At 42.5% G+C, this 25,732-nt stretch carries 24 protein-coding genes and 1 pseudogene; 4 read left to right on the forward strand and 21 right to left on the reverse strand.

All coding sequences use genetic code 11. From position 1 onward, the window contains the following. The first annotated feature begins 179 nt into the window (after positions 1-179). Positions 180-1,287: pseudogene (locus tag CWM22_08000) on the forward strand (ISL3 family transposase). 56 nt (positions 1,288-1,343) lie between these two features. Here CWM22_08000 and CWM22_08005 read toward each other — a convergent pair. From CWM22_08005 to folE, 5 genes are read right to left on the reverse strand one after another with little or no spacing between them, the layout of a single operon-like run. Next, positions 1,344-2,654, reverse strand: coding sequence for a GntP family permease (locus CWM22_08005; GenBank protein AUC91838.1), 1,311 nt, complete (start codon positions 2,652-2,654; stop codon positions 1,344-1,346). A 21-nt stretch (positions 2,655-2,675) separates the two neighbouring features. Next, positions 2,676-3,170, reverse strand: coding sequence for a 2-amino-4-hydroxy-6-hydroxymethyldihydropteridine diphosphokinase (gene folK / locus CWM22_08010; protein ID AUC91839.1), 495 nt, complete (start codon positions 3,168-3,170; stop codon positions 2,676-2,678). Further along, positions 3,167-3,529: a dihydroneopterin aldolase gene (folB, locus tag CWM22_08015; protein ID AUC91840.1), complete on the reverse strand. Its 363-nt coding sequence runs from the start codon at positions 3,527-3,529 to the stop codon at positions 3,167-3,169. Before folB ends, folK begins: the two co-directional genes overlap by 4 nt. Continuing rightward, a complete protein-coding gene (folP, locus tag CWM22_08020; protein AUC91841.1) occupies positions 3,522-4,334 on the reverse strand; it encodes a dihydropteroate synthase in 813 nt (270 codons plus the stop codon). The genes folB and folP overlap by 8 nt, the downstream gene beginning before the upstream one ends. A gap of 8 nt (positions 4,335-4,342) precedes the next feature. Continuing rightward, complete coding sequence (folE, locus tag CWM22_08025; protein AUC91842.1) at positions 4,343-4,906, reverse strand: GTP cyclohydrolase I FolE; 564 nt, start codon at positions 4,904-4,906, stop codon at positions 4,343-4,345. A gap of 166 nt (positions 4,907-5,072) precedes the next feature. On the opposite strand from folE, the gene CWM22_08030 reads away from it, so the two are divergent. Both CWM22_08030 and CWM22_08035 read left to right on the forward strand, forming a co-directional pair. Then, the gene (locus CWM22_08030; GenBank protein AUC91843.1) at positions 5,073-5,555 is read left to right on the forward strand and encodes a DNA mismatch repair protein MutT; all 483 of its coding nucleotides are present in this window, start codon (positions 5,073-5,075) and stop codon (positions 5,553-5,555) included. Between the two features lie 127 nt (positions 5,556-5,682). Continuing rightward, entirely contained in the window at positions 5,683-5,874 is a 192-nt protein-coding gene (locus CWM22_08035) for a hypothetical protein (GenBank protein ID AUC91844.1), read from the forward strand. A gap of 103 nt (positions 5,875-5,977) precedes the next feature. Here the strand turns inward: CWM22_08035 and CWM22_08040 are convergent, their stop codons facing one another. Together CWM22_08040 and CWM22_08045 are read right to left on the reverse strand one after the other, a co-directional pair. Then, a complete protein-coding gene (locus CWM22_08040) occupies positions 5,978-6,655 on the reverse strand; it encodes a DUF4956 domain-containing protein (GenBank protein ID AUC91845.1) in 678 nt (225 codons plus the stop codon). Next, positions 6,642-7,385 (reverse strand): transporter, encoded by a 744-nt coding sequence (locus CWM22_08045; protein ID AUC91846.1) that lies wholly within the window; start codon positions 7,383-7,385, stop codon positions 6,642-6,644. Before CWM22_08045 ends, CWM22_08040 begins: the two co-directional genes overlap by 14 nt. 192 nt (positions 7,386-7,577) lie before the next feature. Between CWM22_08045 and CWM22_08050 the strand changes: the two genes are divergently transcribed. After that, complete coding sequence (locus CWM22_08050; protein ID AUC91847.1) at positions 7,578-7,880, forward strand: hypothetical protein; 303 nt, start codon at positions 7,578-7,580, stop codon at positions 7,878-7,880. 20 nt (positions 7,881-7,900) lie between these two features. Here the strand turns inward: CWM22_08050 and CWM22_08055 are convergent, their stop codons facing one another. The 14 genes from CWM22_08055 to CWM22_08120 form a co-directional block, all read right to left on the reverse strand. After that, positions 7,901-8,167 carry a DUF2087 domain-containing protein gene (locus CWM22_08055; GenBank protein ID AUC91848.1) on the reverse strand — a complete coding sequence of 89 codons (267 nt, stop codon included), beginning with the start codon at positions 8,165-8,167 and terminating at the stop codon, positions 7,901-7,903. A gap of 320 nt (positions 8,168-8,487) precedes the next feature. After that, the gene (locus CWM22_08060; GenBank protein ID AUC91849.1) at positions 8,488-10,887 is read right to left on the reverse strand and encodes a phenylalanine--tRNA ligase subunit beta; all 2,400 of its coding nucleotides are present in this window, start codon (positions 10,885-10,887) and stop codon (positions 8,488-8,490) included. 1 nt (position 10,888) lies between these two features. Then, complete coding sequence (locus CWM22_08065) at positions 10,889-11,410, reverse strand: N-acetyltransferase (protein ID AUC91850.1); 522 nt, start codon at positions 11,408-11,410, stop codon at positions 10,889-10,891. A gap of 669 nt (positions 11,411-12,079) precedes the next feature. Continuing rightward, the gene (locus tag CWM22_08070) at positions 12,080-13,123 is read right to left on the reverse strand and encodes a phenylalanine--tRNA ligase subunit alpha (GenBank protein AUC91851.1); all 1,044 of its coding nucleotides are present in this window, start codon (positions 13,121-13,123) and stop codon (positions 12,080-12,082) included. 507 nt (positions 13,124-13,630) lie between these two features. Then, positions 13,631-15,355, reverse strand: coding sequence for a glycosyl hydrolase (locus tag CWM22_08075; GenBank protein ID AUC91852.1), 1,725 nt, complete (start codon positions 15,353-15,355; stop codon positions 13,631-13,633). A gap of 10 nt (positions 15,356-15,365) precedes the next feature. Then, positions 15,366-17,156, reverse strand: coding sequence for a beta-hexosaminidase (locus CWM22_08080; GenBank protein AUC91853.1), 1,791 nt, complete (start codon positions 17,154-17,156; stop codon positions 15,366-15,368). A 46-nt stretch (positions 17,157-17,202) separates the two neighbouring features. Next, entirely contained in the window at positions 17,203-18,003 is an 801-nt protein-coding gene (locus CWM22_08085) for an HAD family hydrolase (protein ID AUC91854.1), read from the reverse strand. Continuing rightward, positions 18,003-18,842 carry a D-mannonate oxidoreductase gene (locus CWM22_08090; GenBank protein ID AUC91855.1) on the reverse strand — a complete coding sequence of 280 codons (840 nt, stop codon included), beginning with the start codon at positions 18,840-18,842 and terminating at the stop codon, positions 18,003-18,005. The genes CWM22_08085 and CWM22_08090 overlap by 1 nt, the downstream gene beginning before the upstream one ends. 1 nt (position 18,843) lies before the next feature. Next, positions 18,844-19,944 (reverse strand): mannonate dehydratase, encoded by a 1,101-nt coding sequence (locus CWM22_08095; protein AUC91856.1) that lies wholly within the window; start codon positions 19,942-19,944, stop codon positions 18,844-18,846. A gap of 13 nt (positions 19,945-19,957) precedes the next feature. Beyond that, a complete protein-coding gene (locus CWM22_08100; GenBank protein ID AUC91857.1) occupies positions 19,958-21,358 on the reverse strand; it encodes a glucuronate isomerase in 1,401 nt (466 codons plus the stop codon). A 1-nt stretch (position 21,359) separates the two neighbouring features. Continuing rightward, a complete protein-coding gene (locus tag CWM22_08105) occupies positions 21,360-21,980 on the reverse strand; it encodes a 2-dehydro-3-deoxyphosphogluconate aldolase (protein AUC91858.1) in 621 nt (206 codons plus the stop codon). A gap of 122 nt (positions 21,981-22,102) precedes the next feature. Next, positions 22,103-22,819: a FadR family transcriptional regulator gene (locus CWM22_08110; GenBank protein ID AUC91859.1), complete on the reverse strand. Its 717-nt coding sequence runs from the start codon at positions 22,817-22,819 to the stop codon at positions 22,103-22,105. A 45-nt stretch (positions 22,820-22,864) separates the two neighbouring features. Next, a complete protein-coding gene (locus tag CWM22_08115; GenBank protein ID AUC91860.1) occupies positions 22,865-24,664 on the reverse strand; it encodes a beta-glucuronidase in 1,800 nt (599 codons plus the stop codon). A gap of 15 nt (positions 24,665-24,679) precedes the next feature. After that, the gene (locus tag CWM22_08120; protein ID AUC91861.1) at positions 24,680-25,708 is read right to left on the reverse strand and encodes a sugar kinase; all 1,029 of its coding nucleotides are present in this window, start codon (positions 25,706-25,708) and stop codon (positions 24,680-24,682) included. Positions 25,709-25,732 lie beyond the last annotated feature (24 nt).

The raw sequence follows: 25,732 nt of genomic DNA on the forward strand, positions 1-25,732 counted from the left end.
ATCCACCATAGAGATTATGGAGCCTTTTTGAATATATACAAAAAGTCCCATATAACCTATAATGAAAAGCAACCACACTCACATTAGAAAGACTCATATGGAATAAATCCAGAGTCAGGGAAGTGACTCTGGATTCCTGAGCCTAGAAATAAAAAAGCGAAGATCATACCACAGAACTAATTGGAATCAAAGACAAAAACATCAAAATTCTCTTCGTTTTGAAACATCAGACCCATCTAGAAATCCGGGCAAAGCTAGACTTCGACAGTCCTCGTTGTCCTCATTGTCAAGGCAAATGCATCAAGTACGACTTTCAAAAGTCGTTAGGGATTTCCGATCCTACTCTTGCTTAAGAAACGGCAGTTTCAATGCAAATCTTGCCAAAAAGTGACCATAGCTGAGACAGCTCTAGTCGAGAAAAACTGTCTGATTTCCCAACCTATTTGGGAGAAAGTCACACAACTCCATACAGAAAACATGACCAATATAGCCAGCGCTAGGAGACTATATATCTCCGTTTCGGTCATCCAGAGGAAACCGGCTCAGTTTCAATTTGAGCATGATTATATGAAATTACCAATGGTCTTAAGCTGGGATGAATTTAGTCGGAACAAGGGAAAGCTCGCCTTTATTGCTCAGGATTTTGAGACGAGATCGATTGTGACCATTCTTGACAACAACCGCCAAAGCACCATCAAGAACTATTTCTACAAGTATCCTAGGTCGGTTAGAGAAACAGTCAAGGTCGTGACCATGCTATGTTTAGCGCCTACTACAAATTGGCTAGTCCCTTCGCTTTCCTATCTCTAGGCTCAGGCTAAATCACTCCACTGGACTGATTTACTCCAAAAAGATAGTCGAAAACTGTCTCTGAATCGCTTCTTTTCTCGCACTTTTGGGCAAACAATAACACCGAGAGAGGTTGTCCAGAAGACATTGAATTTCTCTGAGGAACTGAAATTCTATTACGAACTCTATCAAATCCTTCTCTTCCATTTCCAAGAGATGAACTCGAAATATTTCTTCGAGCTTCTAGAAGACAATCTGGATCTTGTCAATCCTACCTTTAAAACTGTTTTTAAAACGTTTCTAAAGTATAAAACGTACATCACGAACACCATGGAGCTTCCATATTCCAACGCTAAGCTGGAAGCGACCAATAAACTCATCAAAGACATCAAGAGGCAAGCGTTCGGCTTCAGGAACTTTACGAACTTTAAAACCAAGATATATATTGCTTTGAACATCAAAAATGAGAGAACGAATTTCGTCCTCTCTAGGTGTTAGCTTTTCGTCTACCCACTACAGTTGACAATGAGCCTTTATTTGTTTGTTAATCAATCCTAATATAGCAAAGGTGCCAACAGTAAAATCACAAGTAATGCTAACAAATGCCCAACTGTTACTAGGATAAACGAATACTTGAGTCCACGTTTCATACTTAATTTCGATAGATTGTGGAAGGTAATCATCACACCAGACTGAGGCACAACTGTCAAGATAGCTGATGCAACAACTACTACACGATGCAGCAACTCTGGATTAATCCCCATTTCTAAATAGGCAGGAAGGAAATTACTTGAAGCAATACCTACTGCACCAGAAGAGGAACCGATAATACCACTAACCAATGCTGTCGAAACAGATAAACTAATCAGCGGCGATCCTGGTATTTGTTGAATCCATTCTTGAATGACTGCAAAACCTGCTGACAAGGTTAACACCGTCCCAAATGCTACTGTACTAGAAGTTGCAAAAGCAGGCACTATGGATGCCGTTGTCGCGGCATTCAAAATATCTTTTTGATTTGGCAAATATGGATAAAAAATCAAGGCTGAAATGAGAATTGAAACAAGCAAACCGATTGCTAGTACATTCGGAGTTTTACTCATTAGGAAAATCGTCCCAATAAGACTGAATAGAGGCAAGACTGATAAAAATAGATTTGGTGTCTTATCAGCTACCACTACTGCAGTTTCATCCTCTTCTTCTGTATACGTCTCTCCATTTGCTAGACTTTTCTTGAGGCAGTAGGCCATGTAGAGCAAGCCAAATACTAATAGCGTCAAGCTGGCTGCCAAACTGATAATGGGGGCCGCGGTCAAGCTAGTTCCCAAAACTTTTGTCGGAATAACATTCTGGATGGAAGGTGCCCCAGGAAGAGTTGTCATCGTATAAGTACCGGCTCCCAAAAAGACAGGAATTGGAAAAAGGGCCCAGTTAATATTCAATTCTTTGAAAAGTGGTCGTGACAGGGGAAGCAAGGTAAAAATAACTACAAAAATACTGACACCACCATAGGTCAGAATGGAAGCAATCAAAGTGATGGCTAACAAGCCCTTATAGGGACTATCCTTTCCCATTACTTTCAAAATGCTATTGGCAATCGTCTGCGTGGCTCCACTTGCCTCCATATAACGTGCCAAGATAGACCCCAACATAAAGATGGCAAAATTATTAATCAAAAAACCTGCTAAGCCCGCCATATAAGACTGCTCTTTGCCCAACATAACTTCCAAAACATTCATCTGATTGGTCAGAATGATGATTAAACTAGCCAATGGCGCTGCAACAATGACATGTAGATTCTTTGTAGTCCAATAAATAATGGCCACAACGGCCAGTAAAACTCCTAAAATTGCTAAAATTTCCATAGTTCTCCTTATTTTCCCTTCCTAGTCAAGGGAGATTTTTTTAATGTCTGACGTATCTCCTAAATTACTTACTAGCACTTCTACCCTTTGTCCAAGACCAGGATGTCGATAATCTGCTGCAATATCAGCCAGTGGTAAAAGAACAAATGCCCTCTCATGTGCATAAGGATGTGGTACGATGAGATTTTCTTCGTCTATCACTTGCTCATCCCAAAAAATAATATCCAAATCAATGGTCCGTTGACCCCATTTTTCAATCCGTACTCGGTCCAACTCTTGTTCGATCTTCTGGCAAACGCTTAGAAAATCCTGAGCAGACAAATCAGTATACACTTGACAGGCTAGATTGAGGAAATCAGCCTGATCTGTCTTGCCCCAAGCTGGTGTTTCATAAATGTTGGAAACTAAGCCAAGCTGGCAACCTGGATGACTGGCTAATTTGTCTAGAGCTGCCTGTAAATAGGCTTGCCGATCACCCATGTTTCCTCCGATACTGAGATAGGCTAGATGCTTCATGGTCGTTCACGCTCCAATTCAATTCCGACAGAATCATAGTGTCCAGCAATGGGTGGATTCTCCTTGTAAATGGCCAAGCGAATCTTTTCAACCTTTGGAAATTGATCAAAAATCTCCTGACAAATAACACCTGCTACCTTTTCTATAAGGATGTAGGGCTTGCCTTCCACAACTGCTTTAATGGTTTCAAAGACCATACCGTAATGAACCGTATCTTCTAAATTGTCAGTTTGTGAAGCTGCTGTCAGGTCAACAAACAAATCACAATCAACTGTGAAAATTTGACCAAGAACCTGTTCTTCTTTAAAGGCTCCATGATAGCCGTAGAAACGGCATTTATTAAGTGAAATCTTATCCATGTTGACCTCCAGAAGTCAATTGGTCCCAAACTTTAACGATGTCACGGTTGGCAGCGACATTGTGAACACGGACCATTTTGCAGCCTTTTTGGACTGCCCAGGCAGACAAGGCTGCCGTTGCTTGATCGCGGTCAGTTGGTAAACTATTTCCCCCAAGCAGATAATCTACCACGCGCTTACGTGATATTCCAAATAGAACAGGATAACCAAGGGCAGTAATCTGTTCCAGACCTTGTAAGAGATCTAGGTTATGTTGGACATTCTTTGAAAAGCCAAATCCTGGATCCAACCAAATCTGGTCTGCGGAAACACCAGCATCAAGTGCTGCTTGAGCACGCTCAGCTAGAAAGTTTTTGACTTCTCCAACAACATCCGCATAGCTTTCGTCTTTCTGGTTGTGCATGAGAATAATTGGTACCTTGTACTCCGCAGCCAGGGCTAACATATCTCCATCATAAAGTCCAGCCCAGACATCATTTAAAATATCTGCGCCTGCTTCCAAGGCTGCACGTGCAGTTCCTGTTTTATAGGTATCGACGCTGACAAGACAGTCATAGTTTTCTTTGATAGCGCGGATAATCGGAACCACACGAGCAATCTCTTCTTCTTCAGACACAAATGTTGCACCTGGACGAGTGGACTCCCCACCAACATCAATGACGGTAGCACCCTCAGCCAACAACTTTTCTACTTGTACCAAGGCAGACTCCACCTCATTATAGTGACCACCATCTGAAAATGAGTCTGGCGTCACATTGAGAATCCCCATAATGGTTACTTGATTCGCTAACTGTTCGATTGACATAGAACCTCCTATTTATTGTGAATCATGGACAAGAGTTCACGGCGCAAGATGGCATCTTCCTTGTATTTGCCAAGGGCAACTGTGGTCACTGTCTTACTACCTGGCTTGCGAATACCACGCATACTCATGCACATATGCTCTGCTTCGACCATGACAAAAACGCCTTCTGGTTCAAGGGCATCTTGAAGTGCATGAGCCACTTGATGAGTTAAGCGCTCCTGCAATTGAGGACGACGGCTCGCCACCTCTACTGCACGCGCCAATTTACTAAGACCTGTCACACGCCCTTTACTCGGAATATAGGCTACATGTGCAATACCATAAAATGGGACAAGATGGTGTTCACACATAGAATGAAAAGGAATATCCTTTACCAAAACAACCTCTTCATGTCCCTCTGAAAAGACAGCTGTAAATTGGTCTTTGGGATCCTCTTCTAGGCCGTTAAACATTTCTAAATACATCTTAGCGACCCGTTTAGGCGTATCTAATAAACCTTCACGATTTGGGTCCTCACCCAATAATTCCAATAATTGATAAATTGTTTGTTCGATTTGTTCTTGTTTTGACATAGTGCATCCTAAATAGTTTGATGTTCTTATTATACCTCAAAAACTGTTTTCAGAAAAGGGCTTTCAGTATTCTAATCCCAAAACTGTCCCCTACCAGAGCACCAAGCAGGTGTCCCTACTACCACCTTTGTGGTATAATAGGATAAATCAACTACAAGGAGCCTTTATGACCAAAAAAACCATCCAACTCGCTACGATTTGCTACATTGATAATGGTAAGGAATTTCTTCTCCTTCATCGAAACAAGAAAGAAAACGATGTCCATCAAGGAAAATGGATTGGAGTTGGTGGTAAACTAGAATCTGGCGAAACACCACAGGCTTGTGCCATTCGAGAAGTCTTTGAGGAAACTGGGCTTACTGTAACGAAGCATGCTCTAAAAGGAGTGATAACCTTCCCAGACTTTACTCCAAATACAGACTGGTACACCTATGTCTTTAAGATAACTGGTTTTGAAGGAAGTTTGATTGATTGCAACGAAGGCGATTTAGAATGGGTTCCTTATGACCAAGTGCTCTCCAAACCAACTTGGGAAGGCGATCGCCATTTTCAAGCATGGCTATTAGAGAACAAACCCTTCTTTTCCGCTTGCTTCCGCTATGATGGGGACAAACTGCTTGATTATAGCGTTGATTTTTATGAAGAATAAGCTAATAAAAAACGAAAAAGGCTGAGCTCAAGCCCAGCACCGCTTCTCAACGTTAGTGTCAATATCTTAACGCAGTGGTTGATTGGCTTTAACAGTCCAGTGGACTGTTAAAGGTTGGAGATAGTATTTGCGAAGCAAATCTCAGCAATTCGTGTTTTACACTCCAAATCTGACCATTACGACTGTTGCGAACAAAGTTCGCTCTATTTCCAACCTCAAAAGGTTCACTGAACCTTTTTGTAACGAACCTTGTTCGCTCTATCTCCAACCTCCAACAGTCACTACTCTGACTGTTGGAGCTATGCGGGGGTGGGAGTGAAACAGTCTGGGGATAGACTGTTTCAGCTCAACAATTGGAAATAAGGACTTGTTGACGAACTCTTCTATGAATGGTCGAGTTCTTTCCCACTCCCTCTTTGATATTACAAATACTTCTTCTTAGGCATTTGCTTGTTCAATACGACATCCAAAGGACCGGCTGATAATACCGTATCTACCAAACGTTTGTCTGTAATCTTCTTATCAAGGAGAACTTGATATTCTAAGATCAGTGCTTCTTTTTTCTTCTTGTACTTGAGGGAAATCAAGTCGGCTTGCTTGCAAGATTTACCAAATTGATTTTCAAAAAATTGGTCGTAGTCAAAATTCATTGGCACTGTTACCAAGAGATGACGACGATTTTGATTGACTTGAGCAAAGCTGATATTTTCAAAAATCAAAATACAAGCAGATAGGATGACCGTCATAAAGACAGCCAAACCTAGGAAGCCCATTCCTGTCGCTAGACCAATAGCCATCGCTAAGAGGACTGCAAGCATTTCTTTTGATGAACCTGCCGCTGAACGGAATTTAATAAGACTAAAGGTCCCTGCTACCGCAACTCCCGCTCCTAAGTTACCATTTACCAATGCTATGATTACTGCAATCAATGCCGGCATTAAACTTAGTGTGATGACAAATTCCTTTGTATAATTGGATTTATATTTATAAACAGCTGCTAAGAGCACCCCCATAGACAGACTAACTCCAAAAACCATGGACATTTGCGCTAAGGTGATACTGCTATTGGCCGTTGAAAAGATACTATTAAACAACTGCATGTTTGCTTACTTCCTCTCCAGTAATGTTGTGGGCAAGCTTATAGGCATTGCCATATTTTGAAAATGATTGCTTTTCGATCTGGTATTTTTCGAGCAGGGCTACCAACCAGTCTGGTCGTTCTTCTGGAACTTTTACTTCCATGATGACTTTTGTTGGATCCAAAAGGTCCTTACCAAATTTACCTTCCATTGCATCCACATCGTAGTCTCGATAAAGTAAGTTCTTATCAATTGTGAGACGAACCTTTTTGTCTTCGATTCCTTTGTAGGATACGCGATCGTAGTAGATATACATCTTCGGCTTAATAGTACCATAGCGTTCTCTCAACATTTCGAGTTCTGAGGTTACCTTATCATCCTTAATTGTGGAATCAATCACTCCATTTTCGATATAGTTTGTTACAGAAACAGGGTTTGAAGTTAAACGGTATTTATAGCCAATTTTATTTTCTTTTTTCTTAATTTCAAGAAAGGCTTGACTCGATTCAGAAGGTTTAGAATCGTAGACACGCATACGAATTTTCTCACGTCCATTCTTTTTGGCAAGTGAATCTTGAATCATATCAAAATCTTCATTATCAAAGTAGATATTGGTAATCGTTGATGTCGCAAACTCATCTGCCATCATGTACTGACGAAGTTCCTTTTCTAAAAGTTCAAATGTTTTTTTATCAACGATATATTTAGTCTCTTTACGCTTAAATTGTTTTTGTACGATTCTTGTTTTCATTATTGTGCCTCTTCTATCCTAAATTTTGACAGGTCCCTGTCTTGTTTACAAGATATAGTCTACCGACCAAGCTTTAAATGAAACTGAAAATAAAATTAAACAAAACTTAAACTGCAATAAAGTTGAAATTCTTTTGTCACATTCTAATCTATGCTACAATAGTCCTATCAATAGTAAGGCAAGGAGAACCCCATGTATGAATTTGTCCTAGAATACGGCTCATTCCCTGTAAAACTCATTGACGGTTTTGTCAACAATCGCTCAGAAATCCCTGATTTTCTCAAAGAGGATAAAGAAATGATTACCCGCTTGAATGAGATTAACGAACTCTTCCACCAACTTTTCTTAACAATCGAATGCAAGTTTGACTATATCGGGAAACAATTCCCTGACAAGATCGAACAACTACGAGAACTCTATCATCCCCTGGCAGACGATTTACTAGCCAAGTACAGCGATAGGGTGGAGTTGAAGATTGAACCCTTTATTTTGTAAGACAAAAGAGATGACCGCAATCATCTCTTTTCTTCTATTCTGTATTCCAAACCATACTGATCACGCGATAAGTAGCCATAATCCACCAAGTATCGTCTCAATATAGCATAGTCATCATAAATCTCAGCTAGAAAGGCATTAACCTCTTTTTCGGTGAATGTCGAGCCTTTCTTAGCTAATTCTTCTTGTAAGTAGGCAAATAAAACTTGCTTACTTTTCAACTTCTTAGGAATAACAAGTAACTTCCCATCTCGGAAAAATTTTTCTTGAATATCTTGAGTGTTCATACTTCCCTCCAAAAAATCCTAGCCCGCTGACTAGGATTTAGTAGTATAGTCTTTCAGTTTGCTTTTGTACTAGCTCCAAAGGTTTGGGAAACCTTTGGAGGTCGGAAATAGAGCGAATAAAGTTCGCATCTCAAGCTGCAGATAGCTTGCACAGACCAACAGTCTGTGCAAGGCTGGAAATATTACTTGCGATAGCAAGTCACAGCTGTCGAGTGCGACAAAGCGAGTTCAAATAATCTGAAATTATTTGAACTTGGAGATAAGGAAACGGAGTTTCCTCATACGTCTAAGTAATAAAAGATAAAATGAAAGACAAAAGTTTAACGAATTTCAGCACCAAGCTCAACCAAAGCCTTACTGATTTTCTCCATGTACTTAGCCACTTCTTCATCTGTCAGGCTATCCGTAGGATTTTGGAAGGTCAGGTTGTAAGCCATAGACTTCTTACCAGCCTCAATATTGCTGCCCGCATAGACATCAAAGAGTGTCACTTTAGTCAAGCGTTTCACGCCAGCACCAGCAATGGCATCCAGGACATCCTGATGTTTGACATCGCTGTTCAAAAGCAGGGCAATATCACGGCTAACCGCTGGGAATTTAGAGATGTCGGTAAATGGCTGAGCAGGCTGGAGGGCTTCTTCAATCGCATCCAGATTGATTTCAGCCACATAAGTTTCAGGAATACCGTAGTCCTTAGCCGTTTGAGGGTGTACCTGACCGACAAAGCCGATCACAGCCCCATTCAAATGGATTTCAGCTGTACGACCTGGGTGCAGGGCAGCAATCTCACTAGTCGCCACAAAGTCAACTGCTAACTTGTAATGACCAAAGATAGCTTCCAAAATCCCTTTGGCATGGAAGAAATCAACTGGTACAGCTGGTGTCTGGAAGTCTTTCTCAGCAACCAAACCAGTCAAAACAAGGGCAAACTTGTTGATTTCTTGTGGCAGGTCCTCTTTTGGATTGCCAGACTGTTCAAAGATCTTACCGATTTCGTAAAGAGCCAAATTCTTGTTCTTACGAGCCACGTTGTAGGCCACTGTGTCTAACATACCAGACACCATGTTCTGACGGAGGGCAGAGCGGTCAACTGTCATCGGCCACATGAGTTCGGTGACTGTGGTTGGACGAGCCACAAACTCCACAGCCTTGTCAGGCGTTGTCAAGGCATAGGAAATGATTTCTGTCAGACCTGCACCTTCAGCCAGGCTACGTACTTGGCGACGGATGTTCTGGGTCAGGGTCAACTCGCCTGCTGTTCCGTCCTCTTTCGGAAGAGTGGTCGGCAGATTATTGTAACCATAGATACGAGCGATTTCCTCTACCAAGTCTGCTGGAATGCGAATGTCCCAACGACGACGCGGTACTGCTACTGTAAACTGACTTGCATCGCCAGTTGTTTCCATACCTAAACGACGGAAAATATCTGCGATTTGGGCATAGTCGAGGTTGGTCCCAAGCGAGCGGTTAACGTAATCAATGGTTGCTGTGACTGGGATGTCCGAAGTATCCACGCTACCCGCAGCAACGATACCAGACAGGACCTGACCGCCAGCCAGTTCCGCAATCATAGCAGCCGCTGTGTCCATAGCCTCCGTCAAAGTTGCTACGTTGATGCCTTTTTCAAAGCGAGAAGAAGACTCAGAGCGAAGATTGAGGCGACCTGAGGTCTTGCGGATAGACTTGCCGTCAAAGAGGGCAGCTTCCAGCACAACGGTCTTAGAGTTGTTGTCAATCTCTGTGTTGGCACCACCCATGACACCACCGAGGGCAACTGCCTTGTCCCCAACGGAAATGACGATGTCATCGGTAATCAAGTCACGCTCTTCACCGTCAAGAGTTACCAAGTTCTCACCCTCTTTTGCCTGACGAGCCACGATTTTCTTGCCATCAAACTTGTCAAAGTCAAAGGCGTGCATTGGCTGACCGAAGTAGAGCAAGATGTAGTTGGTGATGTCCACCACATTGTTGAGCGGGCGAATACCTGCGTTCATGAGCAGGTTTTGCAACCACTGTGGACTTGGTGCGATAGTCACATTTTCGATGACACGGGCCGTGTAGGCAGTCACCTTGTCTGACTCAATGGCCACTTCAATCACTTCGCTGGCTTTCTTGTCGCTTTCTTCCAAGACAACAGGCTTGAAGTTGACCTTGCTGTCATAGATAGCTGCCACTTCGTGAGCCACACCACGCATAGAGAGGGCGTCGGCACGGTTTGGTGTGATGGACAACTCAATAATCTCGTCGTCGAGGTCAAGATATGAAAAGACTGGCTCACCCACGACTGCATCTTCCGGCAAATGGTAGATTCCATCCGCATAGACCTTTGGCACCACAGAGTCGGACACGCCGATTTCGCTCAATGAGCAGAGCATGCCCAAGGACTCAACCCCGCGGATTTTGCCTTTCTTGATCTTGTAGTTGCCAGCGATACGAGCACCTGGCAGAGCAACGATCACCTTGATACCTGGCTTGACATTTGGAGCACCGCAAACGATTTGCGTGATTTCGTCACCGACATTGACCTGGCAGATGTTGAGGTGGGTATCTGGAATTGGCTCAGCAGACACAACCTGACCGACAACCAACTTAGAAAGGCCAGCACTCTTTTGCTCAACACCTTCTACTTCAATTCCTGTTGTTGACATTTTTTCAGACAAGTCATGGCTTGTCGCTTCAAAGTCAACCAGTTCTTTTAACCATTTGTAACTTACTAACATATTATCCTTTCTGGTGCAAAGGCCGTTTCAGTAGCCAATCCACATCAATCTTATCACCGACCGCAAATTCATGCTGGCCAAATTTTTCAAATCCGTATTTTGCATAGAATTGCTGAGCTTTGTAATTATGTTCCCAGACTCCCAGCCAGACCCAGTCACAACTAGACTGCTCTGCTTTTTCCAAAGCAAATTCAAACAAGACCTTCCCAAGACCACGACCCTGATAGGCCTGCAAGAGATAGACCCGCTGGATCTCAAAGGCATTTTCCAATTCCTGTTCTGTCTGGGCAGGACCTTGGTTGAGTTTGAGGTAACCAGCTATCTGTTTATCAACTCTTAAAAAATAGTGCTGGCAATTGGGGTCCGACAACTCACTAGTCAAGACCTCCAAGGAATAAGACTCCTCAAAGAATGCCTCCAGTTCCTTCGGGTCATTATCGTGAGCGAAGGTCTCTGCAAAAGTCTGCTTAGCCAGCTCCTGCAAAACAGAAACCTCCTCTAAACGTATAGGGTCAATCTGCATTTCATTACCTCTCATTTCTAACTGGGCTAGGAAAGTCGCAGAATAGCGATTTCCCCCTCACTTTATTCGTCCATGGTTACGACGTTCTAAGGTTGAAAACGACATTTTTTCAACCTTAGAACTAGTGAGGGGAGTAGGTAGACCGCCATAGCGGCTACCCTTTCTCTCAATCAACAATCTACTAATTTTATCGTATTACGACAGTATTTCAAGCGAAACGATATTTTTCGCTTGAAATCTTAGTAAGGTAGCTAGGAAAATCGCTCAATAGCGATTCCCCTTCACTTACTCGTGCGGAGTTACGACGCTCTAAGGTTGAAAACGACATTTTTTCAACCTTAGAGCTAGTGAGACGATTAGACAGTTCGCCATAGCGACTGTCGTCTCATAAATAGGTGCTTTAGCACCATTTATGAGTATCGGATTACGACGTTTTAGAGTTGAAAACGATACTTTTTCAACCTTAGAACTAGTGAGGGGAGTAGGTAGACCGCCATAGTGGCTACCGTTTTTCACCTTAAACAACCTGACAAACTTACTAAATCACGACGGATTTCAAGCAAAACGATATTTTTTGCTTGAAATCCTAGTAAGGTAGCTAGGGAAGTCGCAGAATAGCGATTCCCGTCTACTTAAGAGCTGGCTTTGTCAGCCTTAAGTAGTGCTACGTTAAAACTGCTCCGAGAATCGTACATCGCCTTGATAGAATCCACGAATATCGTTGATACCGTAACGGAGCATGGCAATGCGTTCTTGACCAAGACCGAAGGCGAAGCCTGAATACTTGGTCGCATCAATACCACTCATTTCCAATACTTGTGGGTGGACCATGCCGGCACCGAGGATTTCAATCCAGCCTGTTTTCTTACATACGTTACAGCCGTCACCACCGCACTTGAAGCAGGAAACATCCACCTCAACAGAAGGCTCAGTGAATGGGAAGTATGATGGGCGCAGGCGAATCTGACGCTCTTCACCAAACATTTTCTTAATAATCATTTCAAGCGTACCTTTGAGATCGCCCATGGATACATTTTCACCAACAACCAAACCTTCAATCTGGTGGAACTGGTGGCTGTGTGTCGCATCGTCCGTATCACGACGGAAAACACGTCCTGGTGAAATCATCTTCAAGGCACCTTTAGAAAAATCATGCTGGTCCATAGTCCGTGCTTGAACAGGCGACGTATGGGTCCGCATAAGGATTTCTTCTGTGATGTAGAAGGTATCCTGCATATCACGCGCTGGATGATCTTTTGGCAAATTCATGCGCTCAAAGTTGTAGTAGTCTTTTTCCACTTCAAATCCGTCAACGATTTGGAAGCCCATGCCCAAGAAAATATCTTCGATTTCCTCAGAAGTTTGGGTCAAGACATGACGTTTTCCGACCTTAACCTGACGACCTGGCAAGGTCACATCAATAGTTTCGGATGCTAATTGCTGTTGAATTTTTGCGGCTGCAACCTTCTGAGCTGTCTCTTCAAAGGCAGCTGTCAGCACATCGCGCACTTCATTGACCTGTTTACCAACGATTGGTTTCATTTCATTAGATAGGTCTTTCAAACCTTTCAACAAGTCAGTCAAGGACCCTTTTTTACCCAAAACCGCAACACGCAAATCTTGCAATTCTTTTTCGCCTTGGTGCTGGATTTCTTTTAGCTTTTCAAGTGTTGTTTGGCGTAATTCCACCAACTGTTGTTCAATGTTTGACATAATTCCTCCAAAAAAAAAAAAAACGCATGACACCACTCGTATCGGAGCGTTGTCACGCGGTACCATCCGTTTTCATCTGCAAGGCAGACCTTGTTTCTAAGTCCTTGTGTGAGTGAATTCGACCAACTTTCACTGATTGAGCTTGCAGTCACGGCTCAACTCCCTGGACAGTTTCCATAGGTGTACTAGTCTCACAGACTTCTATTCAATTAAGAATATTCTATCAAAAATAAGAAAGTTTGGCAATAAATATCCCTAGAAAAACACGCCGTACGCATGAAGAAAATGCATGCAACTATTTTCTAGTTACATGCATTTTTTCAAAATATTTCCATAAAACTTACACTTTAACGGGGGTAATCCCTCATTTTCAAAGCTATTATATCACTTTTTTTAATAAAAAACTGATGTAAATATTGAAAATATGATTTCCGAAAACGAAATTTTCTTCATGCGTTTGGCGTGCTAGAAAAACTCCCTCTATCTAGGATAGAAAGGAGTTTAGTTTTATAGTTTTGCCTGCCATTTATTGGCCCAAACATTCTCATTTGGCACACCATAGAAGTCATCTTTTCCTTCCAATTTATCAAGGAGAGATTCAATCGTGTTTTTATTATGATGGTAGGCATTGATAGCAGTTTTGACCATGGTAACATCGTGAAGATGGGTCGTATAGTTTAGTGAAACGAAAATGGTTGGAACTTCATGTACATACCAAGGAACTTCATTGGACATAGCCGTTTTCCACTGGATACGGTAATTATTCTGCGCTCCATATCCAATGACATTGGCAACAGTCAAGGCTAAATCAACTTCTTCTCTGTATTGCAGCGTTTTTCCTTTGATACGAGTCGTACCATCATTGACGGTCACTTCATAACCACGCGCCTCTAGGGCAGCTTTAAGGTTATCAACCACTTCTGTACTTGCCGCCATAATCCCTTCTTTTTCACCTTCTAGGTAATACAAACGGATTCTGCGGTGGGTTTCTGGACTAATTGGAAGATTTTTCTGGGTATCCTTCAACAACGTAATTGCTTTATCTGCTGCTTCACGTTGCCAAGCCAAGTGTTCTTCACAGCCAATAATAGCCAATTCATCAGCTGATTTTAGTAAGGTTCCTTCCGCTTGCTTGATATGCAGATTGAGTTTGGCTTTCAGACCTAAAATGCGACGGAGAGCATCATGAAGGCGTTCTTCAGTAATCACTCCCTTGCGGTAGCCATTGAGCATAAATTCAAAATCTTCTTCTAAGTTATTGAAGAATAAGAACATATCACAACCCGCAGCAATGGCTGCAGGTACGTAGTCTTCACGACGCATGGCTGCTGTCATCCCCAACATGTGGCTGGCATCTGTTATGACCAAACCATTGAATTCCAGTTTTTCTTTCAATAAATCTTGAATCAATTCAGGAGCCAGTGTTGCAGGCAAAATGTCTTCGTCCTTCAAAGTTGGATTGAGTCGTTGTTGATAATATGGCAAGGCTATATGACCCGCCATAATCATCTCAACACCAGCTTCAATATGATGACGATAGACACGACCAAAACTCTTGTCCCATTCTTCTGGAGAGAGCTCATTGACACCGAGGACTAGATGCTGATCACGTTCTTCTGTACCATCTCCTGGGAAATGCTTGATGCATTGAATAACATCTCTTTCAGCAGTCAATCCTTCTAGATAGGCACTGGTATAGGTAATCACATCATCCGCATTTGTGCCGTAGGCTCTGGTATTGACAATCGTATTGCGCCAGTTCTGAACAATATCCACACAAGGGTCAAAGTTGACATTTACACCTAATGCAGTCTCCTCGCGCGCAGATACGAGACCTGCTAAGTAGGGAATACGAGGATCCCGACTGGCTTCCGATTGAGCCCCTGAGGAAATGTAGGTTCCTCCTTTTACAGCTCCATCTCCTCCTGAGTCACAGTTCGCTGCAACCAAAAGTGGTACTTTTGAATAGCTTTGCAACTCGTTAATCAGTCCTTGTACCTGTTCTGGACTGCCGTTCATATAACGAGCACCACCTATATGGTATCGGTTCATCAATTCCTGATTACTCAGATTATTTCCACTAAAGGCATCCCCTCCGAAGAAGAATAGATTAACAAACAATTGACCGATTTTTTCTTCATCAGTCAGATGAGCCAAGGTATCTTCTACCCAGGTAATCTGCTCATCATTCAAACAATAGGGTTTCTTCCGCAAATCAACCAATTTAGGCATTCTTTCCTCCTTATTTTCCGCGCCAAATCTGTGTATCTAGCAAACCACAGTAGGCATCAACAGGCGATACTCCTGTAAAGTCTGACTCTCCTGCTAGTTTAGCAACCAAGGCTTCTAAAGTGACAGGTAAGCCATCGTAGGCATTGATATAGGTTGCAACCTGTGGCATATCTGCAAGTGCAAATGGGTGCTGAACAGAGACAACTATGGTTGGAATTTCGTGAACATAGAAAGGCTGGTCTGGTGTTCCCTTGGCAGCTGGCCAAATAATCCGCTGAGTTGTTCCCCCTGAGTTGACATCAACTAAATTGATAATCAAATCATAGTTATCTGTGATTTCGGCAATTGGACGCTTGGAAGCATAGACATTTGCAATCGCAGCTGGTCTTTCTTCTTCTGGCAATTTGGCAATCCGTGCTTCTGTATTTTCCCAGATAGATACTTGGTGACCTCGAGCTTCTAATAGTTCTTTCAGCGTATCGGCTGCTCTCTTCTTGCCAGCATTGATCATGGCACCAAAACCACCCTTATAGCCATCCACTTCGACCAATAAAATCCGTTCGTAGCGTTCTGGACTGACTGGGAAAATTCCTTCTTGTTTGGCTTTTACCAAGGTAATCGCCTTGTCAGCTACTTCTTTTGCAAGCTGTTTCGCCTCATCTCTACCAATCAAAGCCAGTGCTTCTTCTTTTGGCAACATGATTTCCTGACGACGACCTTCAAACAAGTGAAGACCGAGTTTAGCTTTCAAGCCCAAGGTACGACGAAGGGCATCATGTAGACGTTCCTCAGAAAGCAGACCATTTTCCAATCCATCTTTCATCCATTGCAAATCTTCTTCTGGATCGTTGAAGAAAAGGAACAGATCACATCCCGCCTCAATAGCTGTAGGCAATAGCTCACGACGTGGCATAGAGGCTGTCATACCGATCATGTGACTGGCATCTGTGACGATGGCTCCATTGTAACCTAACTCTCCACGAAGCAATTCATCCAAGAGGGTTTTATTCAGCGAAGCTGGCAACATGTCATCCAATTCACGTTCTGGATGCATTTCTTTCTCAACATTTGGCAAATGAATGTGTCCAGCCATGATACCTGGAAGACCTGCATCAGCCATCTCACCGTAAATCCGTCCAAATGTTTCCATCCATTCAGACTTGGTCATGGGATTCGAAGCAAAAGAGAGATGATGGTCACGTTCATCAATACCATCGCCTGGGAAATGCTTAGCAAACGGCACAATGCCGTGTTCCATAATCCCACGCATGTATTCTTTGGATAATTCAATGACTTGGTCTACATTTGCTCCCCATGTTCGGTTTGCAATGATTGGATTGCGCCAATTACGGCTGAGGTCCATAATCGGTGCAAAGGAGGCATTGCAGCCTACTGCAGCTGCTTCAAGTCCTGCAACTTTCCCCATTTCATAAGCATAGCGGGGATTGGCTGTCGCAGCAATCTTGATTTCATCCCCAATTTTCGTTCCGTCCGTAACGGCGCCATTCCCACCAGATTCGGTATTGGCTGCAATCAAAAGGGGAATCTTAGACTTGGTCTGCAAAATATAGTTTTGCTCCCAAATATCTGCAGCAGGGCCAGGATTGTAACGAACAGCAGCAATCTTATAATCATTTAATACTCCAGTCAGATAGTCTTCTGTCCGCTGGCTCCCCATGTTGACAAAGAGGTGACCGATTTTTTCATCCAAGGTCATCTGAGCAATGGTTTCTTCAATCCAAGAAATAGCCTCTTCATCAAGGCTGTAAGGTTTCTTCCGTAAATCTACTAAATGTGTCATGTTTGCCTCCAAAAAAGCTAGAGGGCATAGCGCCTCTAGCCCTTCTCTAGTCGTCTAAATTATTCCAAAATGCCTGTGTCAATTCTGTTTCTTTCTCACCTGTGAATGTTTGATGAGCAAATTCATCTGCAATCGTTTCTGTCAAATCCGCCCAAGATTGCATCTCTTGTCCTACTAAAATAGGATAGAAGTGGACATTATTGAGTTCCACCGCCTTCAAATCACCTGGCGAGTCACCAATCATCATAATCTTATCAGGACAATACCCTTCCTCTATTAACAGTTTGATGACATCTTCTTTCTTGCCACGGTCTTGACAGTACAATTCTGTAACAAACTCCATCAAACCCTGGTCTGTCCACTCTTCTTCTACTGCTTCCTTATTCGCTGAAGAAACTACGTAGACTTTTCCTAACTGGCTCAGTTTTTCCAAACCCTTGTGAACGCCGATAAAGGCTAAAACTGGTCCACTATACTTCTTAATGGCTTGATTGACTTGATTGGACCATTTTAAGGCTAATTCCAAGTCCTTTGATGGCGTCTCCTCTATCAACTTTTCTAGAGAAGCATTTGACAAAGAATCTGTTGTAGCAACCCAATTTTTCAAGTTATCTATACCAGTTACACCTGCAAATTCTAGACCTTTAACCAAGCCTACAAAGCGGTTAATGCCACGTTCTCGTGAGTAGAGATTAACTCGGTTCCATTCAGTTAAAAATGGTTCTTTATCTTCAACACCAAAAACTTCCGCAGCCAAGGGGCCGAAAAAGCGTTTATGTTTGTAGGTCATGGTGTCCATGGCGCAGCCATCAGAGTCCACACAAAATACGTAATCCGTTTTCATCATTAAACTCCTGAATAGGCTGAGAAACCACCGTCAATCGGTAAAACAACACCGTTGACAAAACTTGCCAAATTCTCATCTGCCAAGAAGAAGACTCCGCCGACCAACTCTTCCGCTTCACCAAACCGTCCCATTGGCGTATTGTTCAAAATCTTATTGGCACGTGCGGTCGGTTGACCTGACTCGTCAAACAACAAGCCACGGTTTTGGTTGGTAACCAAGAATCCAGGCGCAATGGCATTACAACGGATGCCAACTTTTGAAAAATGGACTGCTAACCATTGGGTAAAATTACTAATAGCAGCCTTGGCACCTGAATAGGCTGGAATTTTTGTCAAAGGAGTAAAGGCATTCATGCTGGAAATATTGATAATATTGGCACCTGGACGACCAAGCATATCCTGCGCAAAGACCTGTGTTGGCAATAAGGTTCCCAAATAGTTCAAATTGAATACAAAGTTGATACCGGCCTCATCCAAGTCGAAGAAAGTTTTGGTATCAGCTGGCAGTCCAATCTCATGGAATTCATTGTCCGTTGTCGCTTTGGGATTATTGCCTCCTGCACCATTGATTAAAATATCTACAGGACCAAAATTTGCTAGGACTTGCTGGCGAACTTCTTCCAAATTTTCCTTAGAAAGAACGTTAGATTTATAGGCTTTTGCTACGCCTCCTGCTGCTGCAATCTCATCAACGAAGACCTGAGCCGCAGCTTCATTTAAGTCCAAAAGCGCAACCTTTGCGCCTGCCTTAGCAAATTCTTTTGCCAAATAGCCACAAAGAACGCCTCCTGCACCTGTAATAACAACAACCTTATCCTTAAACTCAATAACACGTGTCATACTAGCTCTCCTTATTTCCGACTGTTTTTACTTTAATTCCAAAATCTGGTGTCTTACCCGCTGCTCGCATATTGGCTTCATAGAGACCGTTAAAGTAGGTTGCTCCAAGGGCTCGGTCATACAAACCATAACCAGGTGTCTTGGTCTGGTCTCCCCAGATACGACGACCGTGGTCTGGACGCAAGGCACCAGTCCAGTCATAGTCTACCAATAATTTAACAACAGCATTCATATCAATGTCACCAGCTTGTGACAAATGTGCAGTTTCTTGGAATCCCCAAGCACCTGCCGTCACATTGCGCGTATGCATAAAATTGATACGATTGCGTTTGAGAGCATATTCCGTCATGGCAAGGACATCATTTTTCGGATCAGAAGCATAGGATCCGACACACATGGTAATTCCATTGTGCTCTGAATCATAGAGATTCAAAAATCGTTCAACGGCTTCTTGACCAGTAATAATACGTGGCAATCCGAAAATTCCATACGGAGGGTCATCAGGGTGAATGGCCATTTTGACGCCAGCCTCCTCAGCCGTTGGCAGAATCGCTTTGATAAAATACTCCAAATTCGCCCATAAATCTTCTTCAGAGATATTCTGACGATAATTTTCAATAATAGCCTTCATTTCTTCCTTGGAATAGGACGAGTCCCAACCTGGTAAGTTCAAATCATCCGCCACAGGATCAACACCTGCTAAATCAGATTTAAGAAAAGCTAAAGAAGTTGAACCATCTGGAAGTGGGTGGTGCAAGTCTGAACGGGTCCAGTCAAACACAGGCATGAAATTATAGCATACAACTGGAATACCTGCAGCCCCAACATTACGGATGGAAGTTTTATAGTTTTCAATTAACTCATCACGATTTGGCTTCCCTTGTTTGATGTCTTCATGGACAGGAATGGATTCAATAACAGTAATTTCAAGTCCTGCCTCTTCGACCATTTTTTTCAGCTCTAGAATGTTTTCAAGGGGCCATGCCTGACCAACTGGTACATCGTAGACTGCCGTTACGATTCCCTGCATACCAGGGATTGCTTTAATCTCTTCCAGTGTCACAGGATCTTTTTTCCCGTACCATCGAAATGACATTTTCATGATTTACTCTCCTTTATTGTTCAAAAAATTCTTTGGCATTGTAATAGGATATGGCTTCTACAAACTGCCCTAAACGATTGTAATCTTCAGGCACTTCTTCATCAACAATCCATTGGCCGACATAAGTCGCTAAAATCCGTCTAAAATAATCATGCCGTTGATAAGATAAAAAGCTACGCGAATCTGTCAACATACCAACAAAATTAGCAAGCATACCTTGTTCTGCATAGGCATTCATCTGGTCAATCATGCCCAACTTGGTGTCATTGAACCACCAACCGGCACCAAATTGTAACTGACTACGAAGCCCTTCCTCATTGGACTGGAAATTCGCCAAAGTATTGGCTAGAGCAATGTTGTAACTTGGATTGAGATTGTACCAAATCATTTTTGGAAGGGCATTTTCCTTGACCAAGTTATCTAACAAACGATTCAAATTCACAGTCAGACATGTCTGGTCTCCAATCGAATCCACACCTACATCTGCTCCTAGTTTTTCAAACAGTCCGGTATGGTTATTCCGTAAGGCACCAAAGTGAACTTGTGTCACAAAGCCATATTTCTTGTACAATCGGCACAATTCTCTAAAGATGGCAGTCTGCCATTTATTGATACTGGATTGGCCAGCCTCTTTACCTGCAAGTCTTGCTAGTAAAATATCATCAAGCTCTTCGAGGGTAGCCTCTTCATAGGAAACAGCCGTAAAACTGATGTCACTTGCTCGGCAACCGTGTTGAGCAAAATAGGAAACGCGCTGACCTAGTGCCTCTACAAAACTTGCAAAGTCTCTTACTGCTACCCCTGTTACCTCCTCCAAGCGTTTAATAAATGGATTGAAATTTCGATGCTCGATAAAGGCTTCATCTGGGCGGAAAGTCGGTGCCACTACAGTATCTATAGTTGAGTCCTCAGCCAAGCGCTTATGCCATTCCAAGCTATCAAGAGGATGGTCAGTTGTCCCAATAAAGGTCACCCTAGCATCCGCAATCAGCTTACGTGGACTAACTTGATGTTCTTGCAAATAAGCATTGAGCTGATGATAGAGTCGCTCTGCATTTTCTTCGGTCAACAATTCCTCAACACCGAAAACCTGTCGCAATTCCAAGTGACTCCAATGATAGAGAGGATTTCCGAAAGCCCGTTCCAAGGTTCTTGCCCAGGCCTTAAACTTATCTAGTTTACCTGCTGAACCTGTGATTTCTTCTTCTGAGATACCATTAGCCCGCATCAAGCGCCACTTATAATGGTCCCCCCCCAGCCACAGATCAACAATATCTTCATAAACCTTATCTTCAAAAATTTCCTTAGGGTCCAAGTGGCAATGGAAATCATAGATAGGAAGCTCTGCTATTTTCCCGTAAAGCTCCTTAGCAGGCTCGTTTTTTAGCATAAAGTTTTTGTCATTAAAACTCATTTCATCCCTCCAAAGCTGCAACAAAACTGCGAGCAATCGTCGTTACACTTTCATAGCCTTCAGCCTGTACTCGACTTGCCAAAGCCGAACCGACTCCAACAGCACAAGCACCTGCCTTCTTCCAATCTGCAACATTTTCAACCGAAACTCCGCCAGAAGGCATCAAATCCACTTGGGGCACTGGCCCGTGAATATCCTTGATAAATCCAGGACCCAAGACACCACCAGGGAAAAGCTTGATAATTGGACATCCCGCCTGACTAGCTGTGACAATCTCTGTTGCAGTTGCACAGCCTGGGAAGTAGAGTACTCCAACCTTTTTCGCTAAGTCTTGAATCTCCCTATCAAAATGGGGACTAACCAGGAAACTAGCACCAGCGTCAATTGCCTCTTGTGCCAACTTAAGATTCATTACTGTTCCCGCCCCGATGACTACAGAAGAATCATCTGAGAACTCTTCCTGTAATTCTTTAATAACTGTCGCTGCATTTGGAGTCGAAAATGTAATTTCAATATTTCGAATACCTCCCAAAATCGCATGGCGAGCGATTTCTTTTGCATCTTCTTCATCTTTTCCGCGAATTACTGCGAAAAAGTAATTTTCTTTTAATTGCTTTAACATCTTGACCTCCAATTAGAAAGCGTTGTCATTTATAGCTATAGTATACAATTCGTCAGATGATTTGTCAATAAAAAAGCAAAAAATACCCAGAAGAATTCTTCCAGGCTGTCTATTTCATATTTCTATTTATGATCGTTGAGACCATGCAAGGTCATATCTTTATCGAACCATTCGCTTAAAACAACCTGTCTTACTGATATAATATGTGCTAACATGCTATCATATGCTGCAACAGGGTGACGTTGTTTGATAGCCATTAAGATATTCCTATGGGCCTGTAAACTATCCGATTTCATCTGACGATTTGAATAATTTTCATTGATCAGATGAATAGATTGATTAATGACAGGCATGAGACTAGTCATAGCCAGATTCCCACTCATCTCAGCTAACATACAGTGGAATTGTACATCCAATTCCAGATGCTTCGAATCTCCAGCAGCTACCGCCTCTTCAATAGCTACGACAATATCTTCCAACCTTGCAATATCTTCATCCGAGGCAAACTGTGCAACACGCTCCGCAATTCTCGGTTCAAGCAAATACCGCACTTCAAACAAATCTGTCGTCAACTTCACACGGTCTCTGACCAAAGAAAAACCTAGGGGATCCTCTGATACTCCTTTTTTAGAGCTGATATAGGTTCCCGACCCTTGGCGTACCTCCAGAATATTTCGAGTAGCCAAACTCCGAACAGCTTCACGAACAGTCGAACGTCCAACTTCTAAATCTTGGGCCAATTCATACTCATTTGGAAGCTTATCACCAACTTCATATCCTCTTTCCAAAATCAATTCCAATAAGCGTTCTGATGCTTTTTCTACCAAGGGTTTCGCCATGTGCTTGGTCCTCCATTACAACTTTCTATTTGCTACTATTATAGCTCATTTCCTCTTATAATGGTAGTTTGGAATGGCAGTCCAACGTTTCTTGATTTCTCTTACAATTTGCTTGGGTTGTCGATTTCTTGAGAATAATCCTTTGTGATTTCCTTGAATGCGAATGATACCAACTGTAGTTTCAAAATCAGCAAAATTCCAAACCTGTTCACCAACTAAATTCGGAATAGTGTCAAAGACTCGATGGTTCATATCGTAGTAGTCCACCTGAAATTCCTCTGTATAAGGAATATCCCACATCGAATGCAAACCTAGAAGAGTATCTGCACCATATTCTGTAATCAAAATCGGCTTGTTTGGATATAGCTCTTGCCAAGTCTCTAATTCCTTACGAAGTCCCTTTTCTGCCATCTTCAAGTCACCATGAGCAACATACCAGCCATAATATCGATTGAGACAGACAACATCGACCAAATCCATAACCTCATCCTTATCAGGCGTTGCCATCATGATATTGACCAAGGTCACAGGACGCTTAGAAGGATCTCTGTCCCTCATGCGCTGAATCAAAGGTTCAAAGTAAGCACGCGCGCCTTTTTCATGCCCTGCTGGCTCATTGGCGACAACCCACATCACTACAGATGGGTGATTTTTGTCACGTGCTATCAATTCATCAATCACCAATTCATGAGCCTCCTCGGTTTGCATAACTTCCCAGGTGCTTTTTACCTCTTCAGAATCCCCTGTCAAATTCAAGGCTGCATTGAAAAGCTGGAACAGGCCAACTGCTGGCACTTCATCAAGGATGACAATTCCCAAACGATCTGCCAGTCGCATCATTTCCTCAGAATAGGGATAATGGGATGTCCTAAAGGAATTTGCTCCAATATCTTTAAGCAAATTCAAATCCATCAGATTGGCTGCTTCATTGAAACCACGCCCATTGATGAAGGTATCTTCATGTTTACCAAATCCCTTGAAATAGAAAGGTTTTCCATTGATGAAAAACTGCCCATTTTCAACCGCAACACTACGAATGCCGAATTGTTCTGAGTAGGTATCTAGTAAGTTTTCTCCGTCAAATAATTCAACTTTTGCAGTATAGAGATAGGCATCCAAGACCTCCCAAAGGCGTGGATGTTCAATGACCATTTGTCCATTGTCGAGAAGACCCACTTCCTGTCCCTCTTGATCTAAAATAGACATACGGATGGAATCATATTGCCCAACTGTCTTCACATCAACATTCACTACCGCCTGAGTCAAATCTTGATTTAGTTCCGTCCGAATAACAATATCTTCAATCCTATTTTTGGGACGTTTATAGAGATGAACCGTCCGCTGGATACCAGCATAGTTGAAAAAGTCAAAGTTTTCCTTGACGGTCTTCACAATTTGGCCATTCTCATCCACTTCTTCACTATAATTCCCTACAGGGAGGGTTGTGTAATTCAACTCATTATTGGCACAGACTGTCAAACGGAATTGCTCAGCGTCGTATAAGTTTGATGGAATCAAGCATTCAAAAGGCGTGAAACCACCCTTGTGCTCCCCGATTAAATGACCATCTGCATAGACTTTGGCCTGATGTGTCACCGAACCAAAGCGCACAATCAACTCCTCATCATCAGCTACTACTGGAAGAGCTACCATCAGTTCATACCAATTATCTCCGACAAAACGACGTTTGTCCTTATCAACAACAAGATCATTAAATGAACTTGGTACAACCATTACTTCATCTGTATCTAACAGAGTATGAACATCATTGTTCCCTTGCTTAAATTTCCATATTCCATTTAAAGAATAAACTGAACGTGTTTTTGTTTGAATTGGATATAACATATTTCTTCCTTCTTTCTATCGTTTTATTTCACGTGACCCTTTTTTCAATAACAAATCAATATCTGATTGACTGATTATATTGACATCCCCTTCAATGGTATGTTTGAATTGAAAACTAGCCATCCCCAAATCTACTATTTCCTGTGGCATTTTTTCCTGCAAATAACCCAAAATAATTCCTGCTGTAAAGGCATCTCCTGTCCCAACTCGGTCCAAAACTTGAATGGATTCTTTTTCCGTTTCATATAGAATACCATCTTGATACAAGTATGCCTTCAATAAATATTCATTATTGTAGGTCATTTCCCTCTGGGTAAAAGCAAGACTTTGCAAAGAATAAGTCTCCGCCAGACCTTTAACCACCGTCAACAAGACTTCTTTATTTTCATAAGGGCGCTTCAGACCCAATTCATCCTTCACATCTTTTCCAGATTCATTGAAGAGTTGAATAGGCTCTAGACCAAAGCAAATATCTGCTAAACCTACAAAAGGAGATAATTTCTCCCTTGCTTCTTCAAAAGAAGACCACAAACTTTCGCGATAATTCAAGTCAAAGGAAACCTTTACACCCTGCTCCTTTGCCATCTCCATTAAGCGAAAGGCCAGTCGATAAATATCTGGATTCAAAGCGACCGTTATACCACTGACATGAAACCAATCGACACCGTCAAACATGCCTTCCAAATCATAATCTTCTTCCTTGGATAAGCTAAAGGCAGAATAATCACGGTCGTAGGTCACCTGACTAGGCCTGAGCGAAAAACCTTTTTGGTAGTAATAAAGTCCAAGCCTTCCTTTTTTTCGAATCAGATGCTTCTGTCCAATCTGCCGTGCAAAAAGAAAGTGTTCTGCCATCTTTCCCACTTCATTTTCAGGAAGTGCCGTCACCAACTCAACTGAATGCCCCAGCTGTGCTAAACTGGCCAAGACATTCAACTCTGAGCCACCAAATTGACAATCTAAACTGGTAGCCTGTGTTAAGGTCTGATATTGAGGAGGAGATAGCCGCAATAAAACTTCTCCAAACGCTAATATTTTTTTCATACCGCCTCCTAGATGAAAGACCCA

The organism is Streptococcus suis (assembly GCA_002831545.1).
Classification (GTDB): Bacteria; Bacillota; Bacilli; order Lactobacillales; family Streptococcaceae; genus Streptococcus; species Streptococcus suis_P.

Coding starts and splice junctions, on each gene's coding strand:
- CWM22_08005 (AUC91838.1), bottom strand. CDS start 2,654: ATGGAAATTTTAGCAATTTTAGGAGTTTTACTGGCCGTTGTGGCCATT.
- folK (AUC91839.1), bottom strand. CDS start 3,170: ATGAAGCATCTAGCCTATCTCAGTATCGGAGGAAACATGGGTGATCGG.
- folB (AUC91840.1), bottom strand. CDS start 3,529: ATGGATAAGATTTCACTTAATAAATGCCGTTTCTACGGCTATCATGGA.
- folP (AUC91841.1), bottom strand. CDS start 4,334: ATGTCAATCGAACAGTTAGCGAATCAAGTAACCATTATGGGGATTCTC.
- folE (AUC91842.1), bottom strand. CDS start 4,906: ATGTCAAAACAAGAACAAATCGAACAAACAATTTATCAATTATTGGAA.
- CWM22_08030 (AUC91843.1), top strand. CDS start 5,073: ATGACCAAAAAAACCATCCAACTCGCTACGATTTGCTACATTGATAAT.
- CWM22_08040 (AUC91845.1), bottom strand. CDS start 6,655: ATGCAGTTGTTTAATAGTATCTTTTCAACGGCCAATAGCAGTATCACC.
- CWM22_08045 (AUC91846.1), bottom strand. CDS start 7,385: ATGAAAACAAGAATCGTACAAAAACAATTTAAGCGTAAAGAGACTAAA.
- CWM22_08050 (AUC91847.1), top strand. CDS start 7,578: ATGTATGAATTTGTCCTAGAATACGGCTCATTCCCTGTAAAACTCATT.
- CWM22_08055 (AUC91848.1), bottom strand. CDS start 8,167: ATGAACACTCAAGATATTCAAGAAAAATTTTTCCGAGATGGGAAGTTA.
- CWM22_08060 (AUC91849.1), bottom strand. CDS start 10,887: ATGTTAGTAAGTTACAAATGGTTAAAAGAACTGGTTGACTTTGAAGCG.
- CWM22_08065 (AUC91850.1), bottom strand. CDS start 11,410: ATGCAGATTGACCCTATACGTTTAGAGGAGGTTTCTGTTTTGCAGGAG.
- CWM22_08070 (AUC91851.1), bottom strand. CDS start 13,123: ATGTCAAACATTGAACAACAGTTGGTGGAATTACGCCAAACAACACTT.
- CWM22_08075 (AUC91852.1), bottom strand. CDS start 15,355: ATGCCTAAATTGGTTGATTTGCGGAAGAAACCCTATTGTTTGAATGAT.
- CWM22_08080 (AUC91853.1), bottom strand. CDS start 17,156: ATGACACATTTAGTAGATTTACGGAAGAAACCTTACAGCCTTGATGAA.
- CWM22_08085 (AUC91854.1), bottom strand. CDS start 18,003: ATGATGAAAACGGATTACGTATTTTGTGTGGACTCTGATGGCTGCGCC.
- CWM22_08090 (AUC91855.1), bottom strand. CDS start 18,842: ATGACACGTGTTATTGAGTTTAAGGATAAGGTTGTTGTTATTACAGGT.
- CWM22_08095 (AUC91856.1), bottom strand. CDS start 19,944: ATGAAAATGTCATTTCGATGGTACGGGAAAAAAGATCCTGTGACACTG.
- CWM22_08100 (AUC91857.1), bottom strand. CDS start 21,358: ATGAGTTTTAATGACAAAAACTTTATGCTAAAAAACGAGCCTGCTAAG.
- CWM22_08105 (AUC91858.1), bottom strand. CDS start 21,980: ATGTTAAAGCAATTAAAAGAAAATTACTTTTTCGCAGTAATTCGCGGA.
- CWM22_08110 (AUC91859.1), bottom strand. CDS start 22,819: ATGGCGAAACCCTTGGTAGAAAAAGCATCAGAACGCTTATTGGAATTG.
- CWM22_08115 (AUC91860.1), bottom strand. CDS start 24,664: ATGTTATATCCAATTCAAACAAAAACACGTTCAGTTTATTCTTTAAAT.
- CWM22_08120 (AUC91861.1), bottom strand. CDS start 25,708: ATGAAAAAAATATTAGCGTTTGGAGAAGTTTTATTGCGGCTATCTCCT.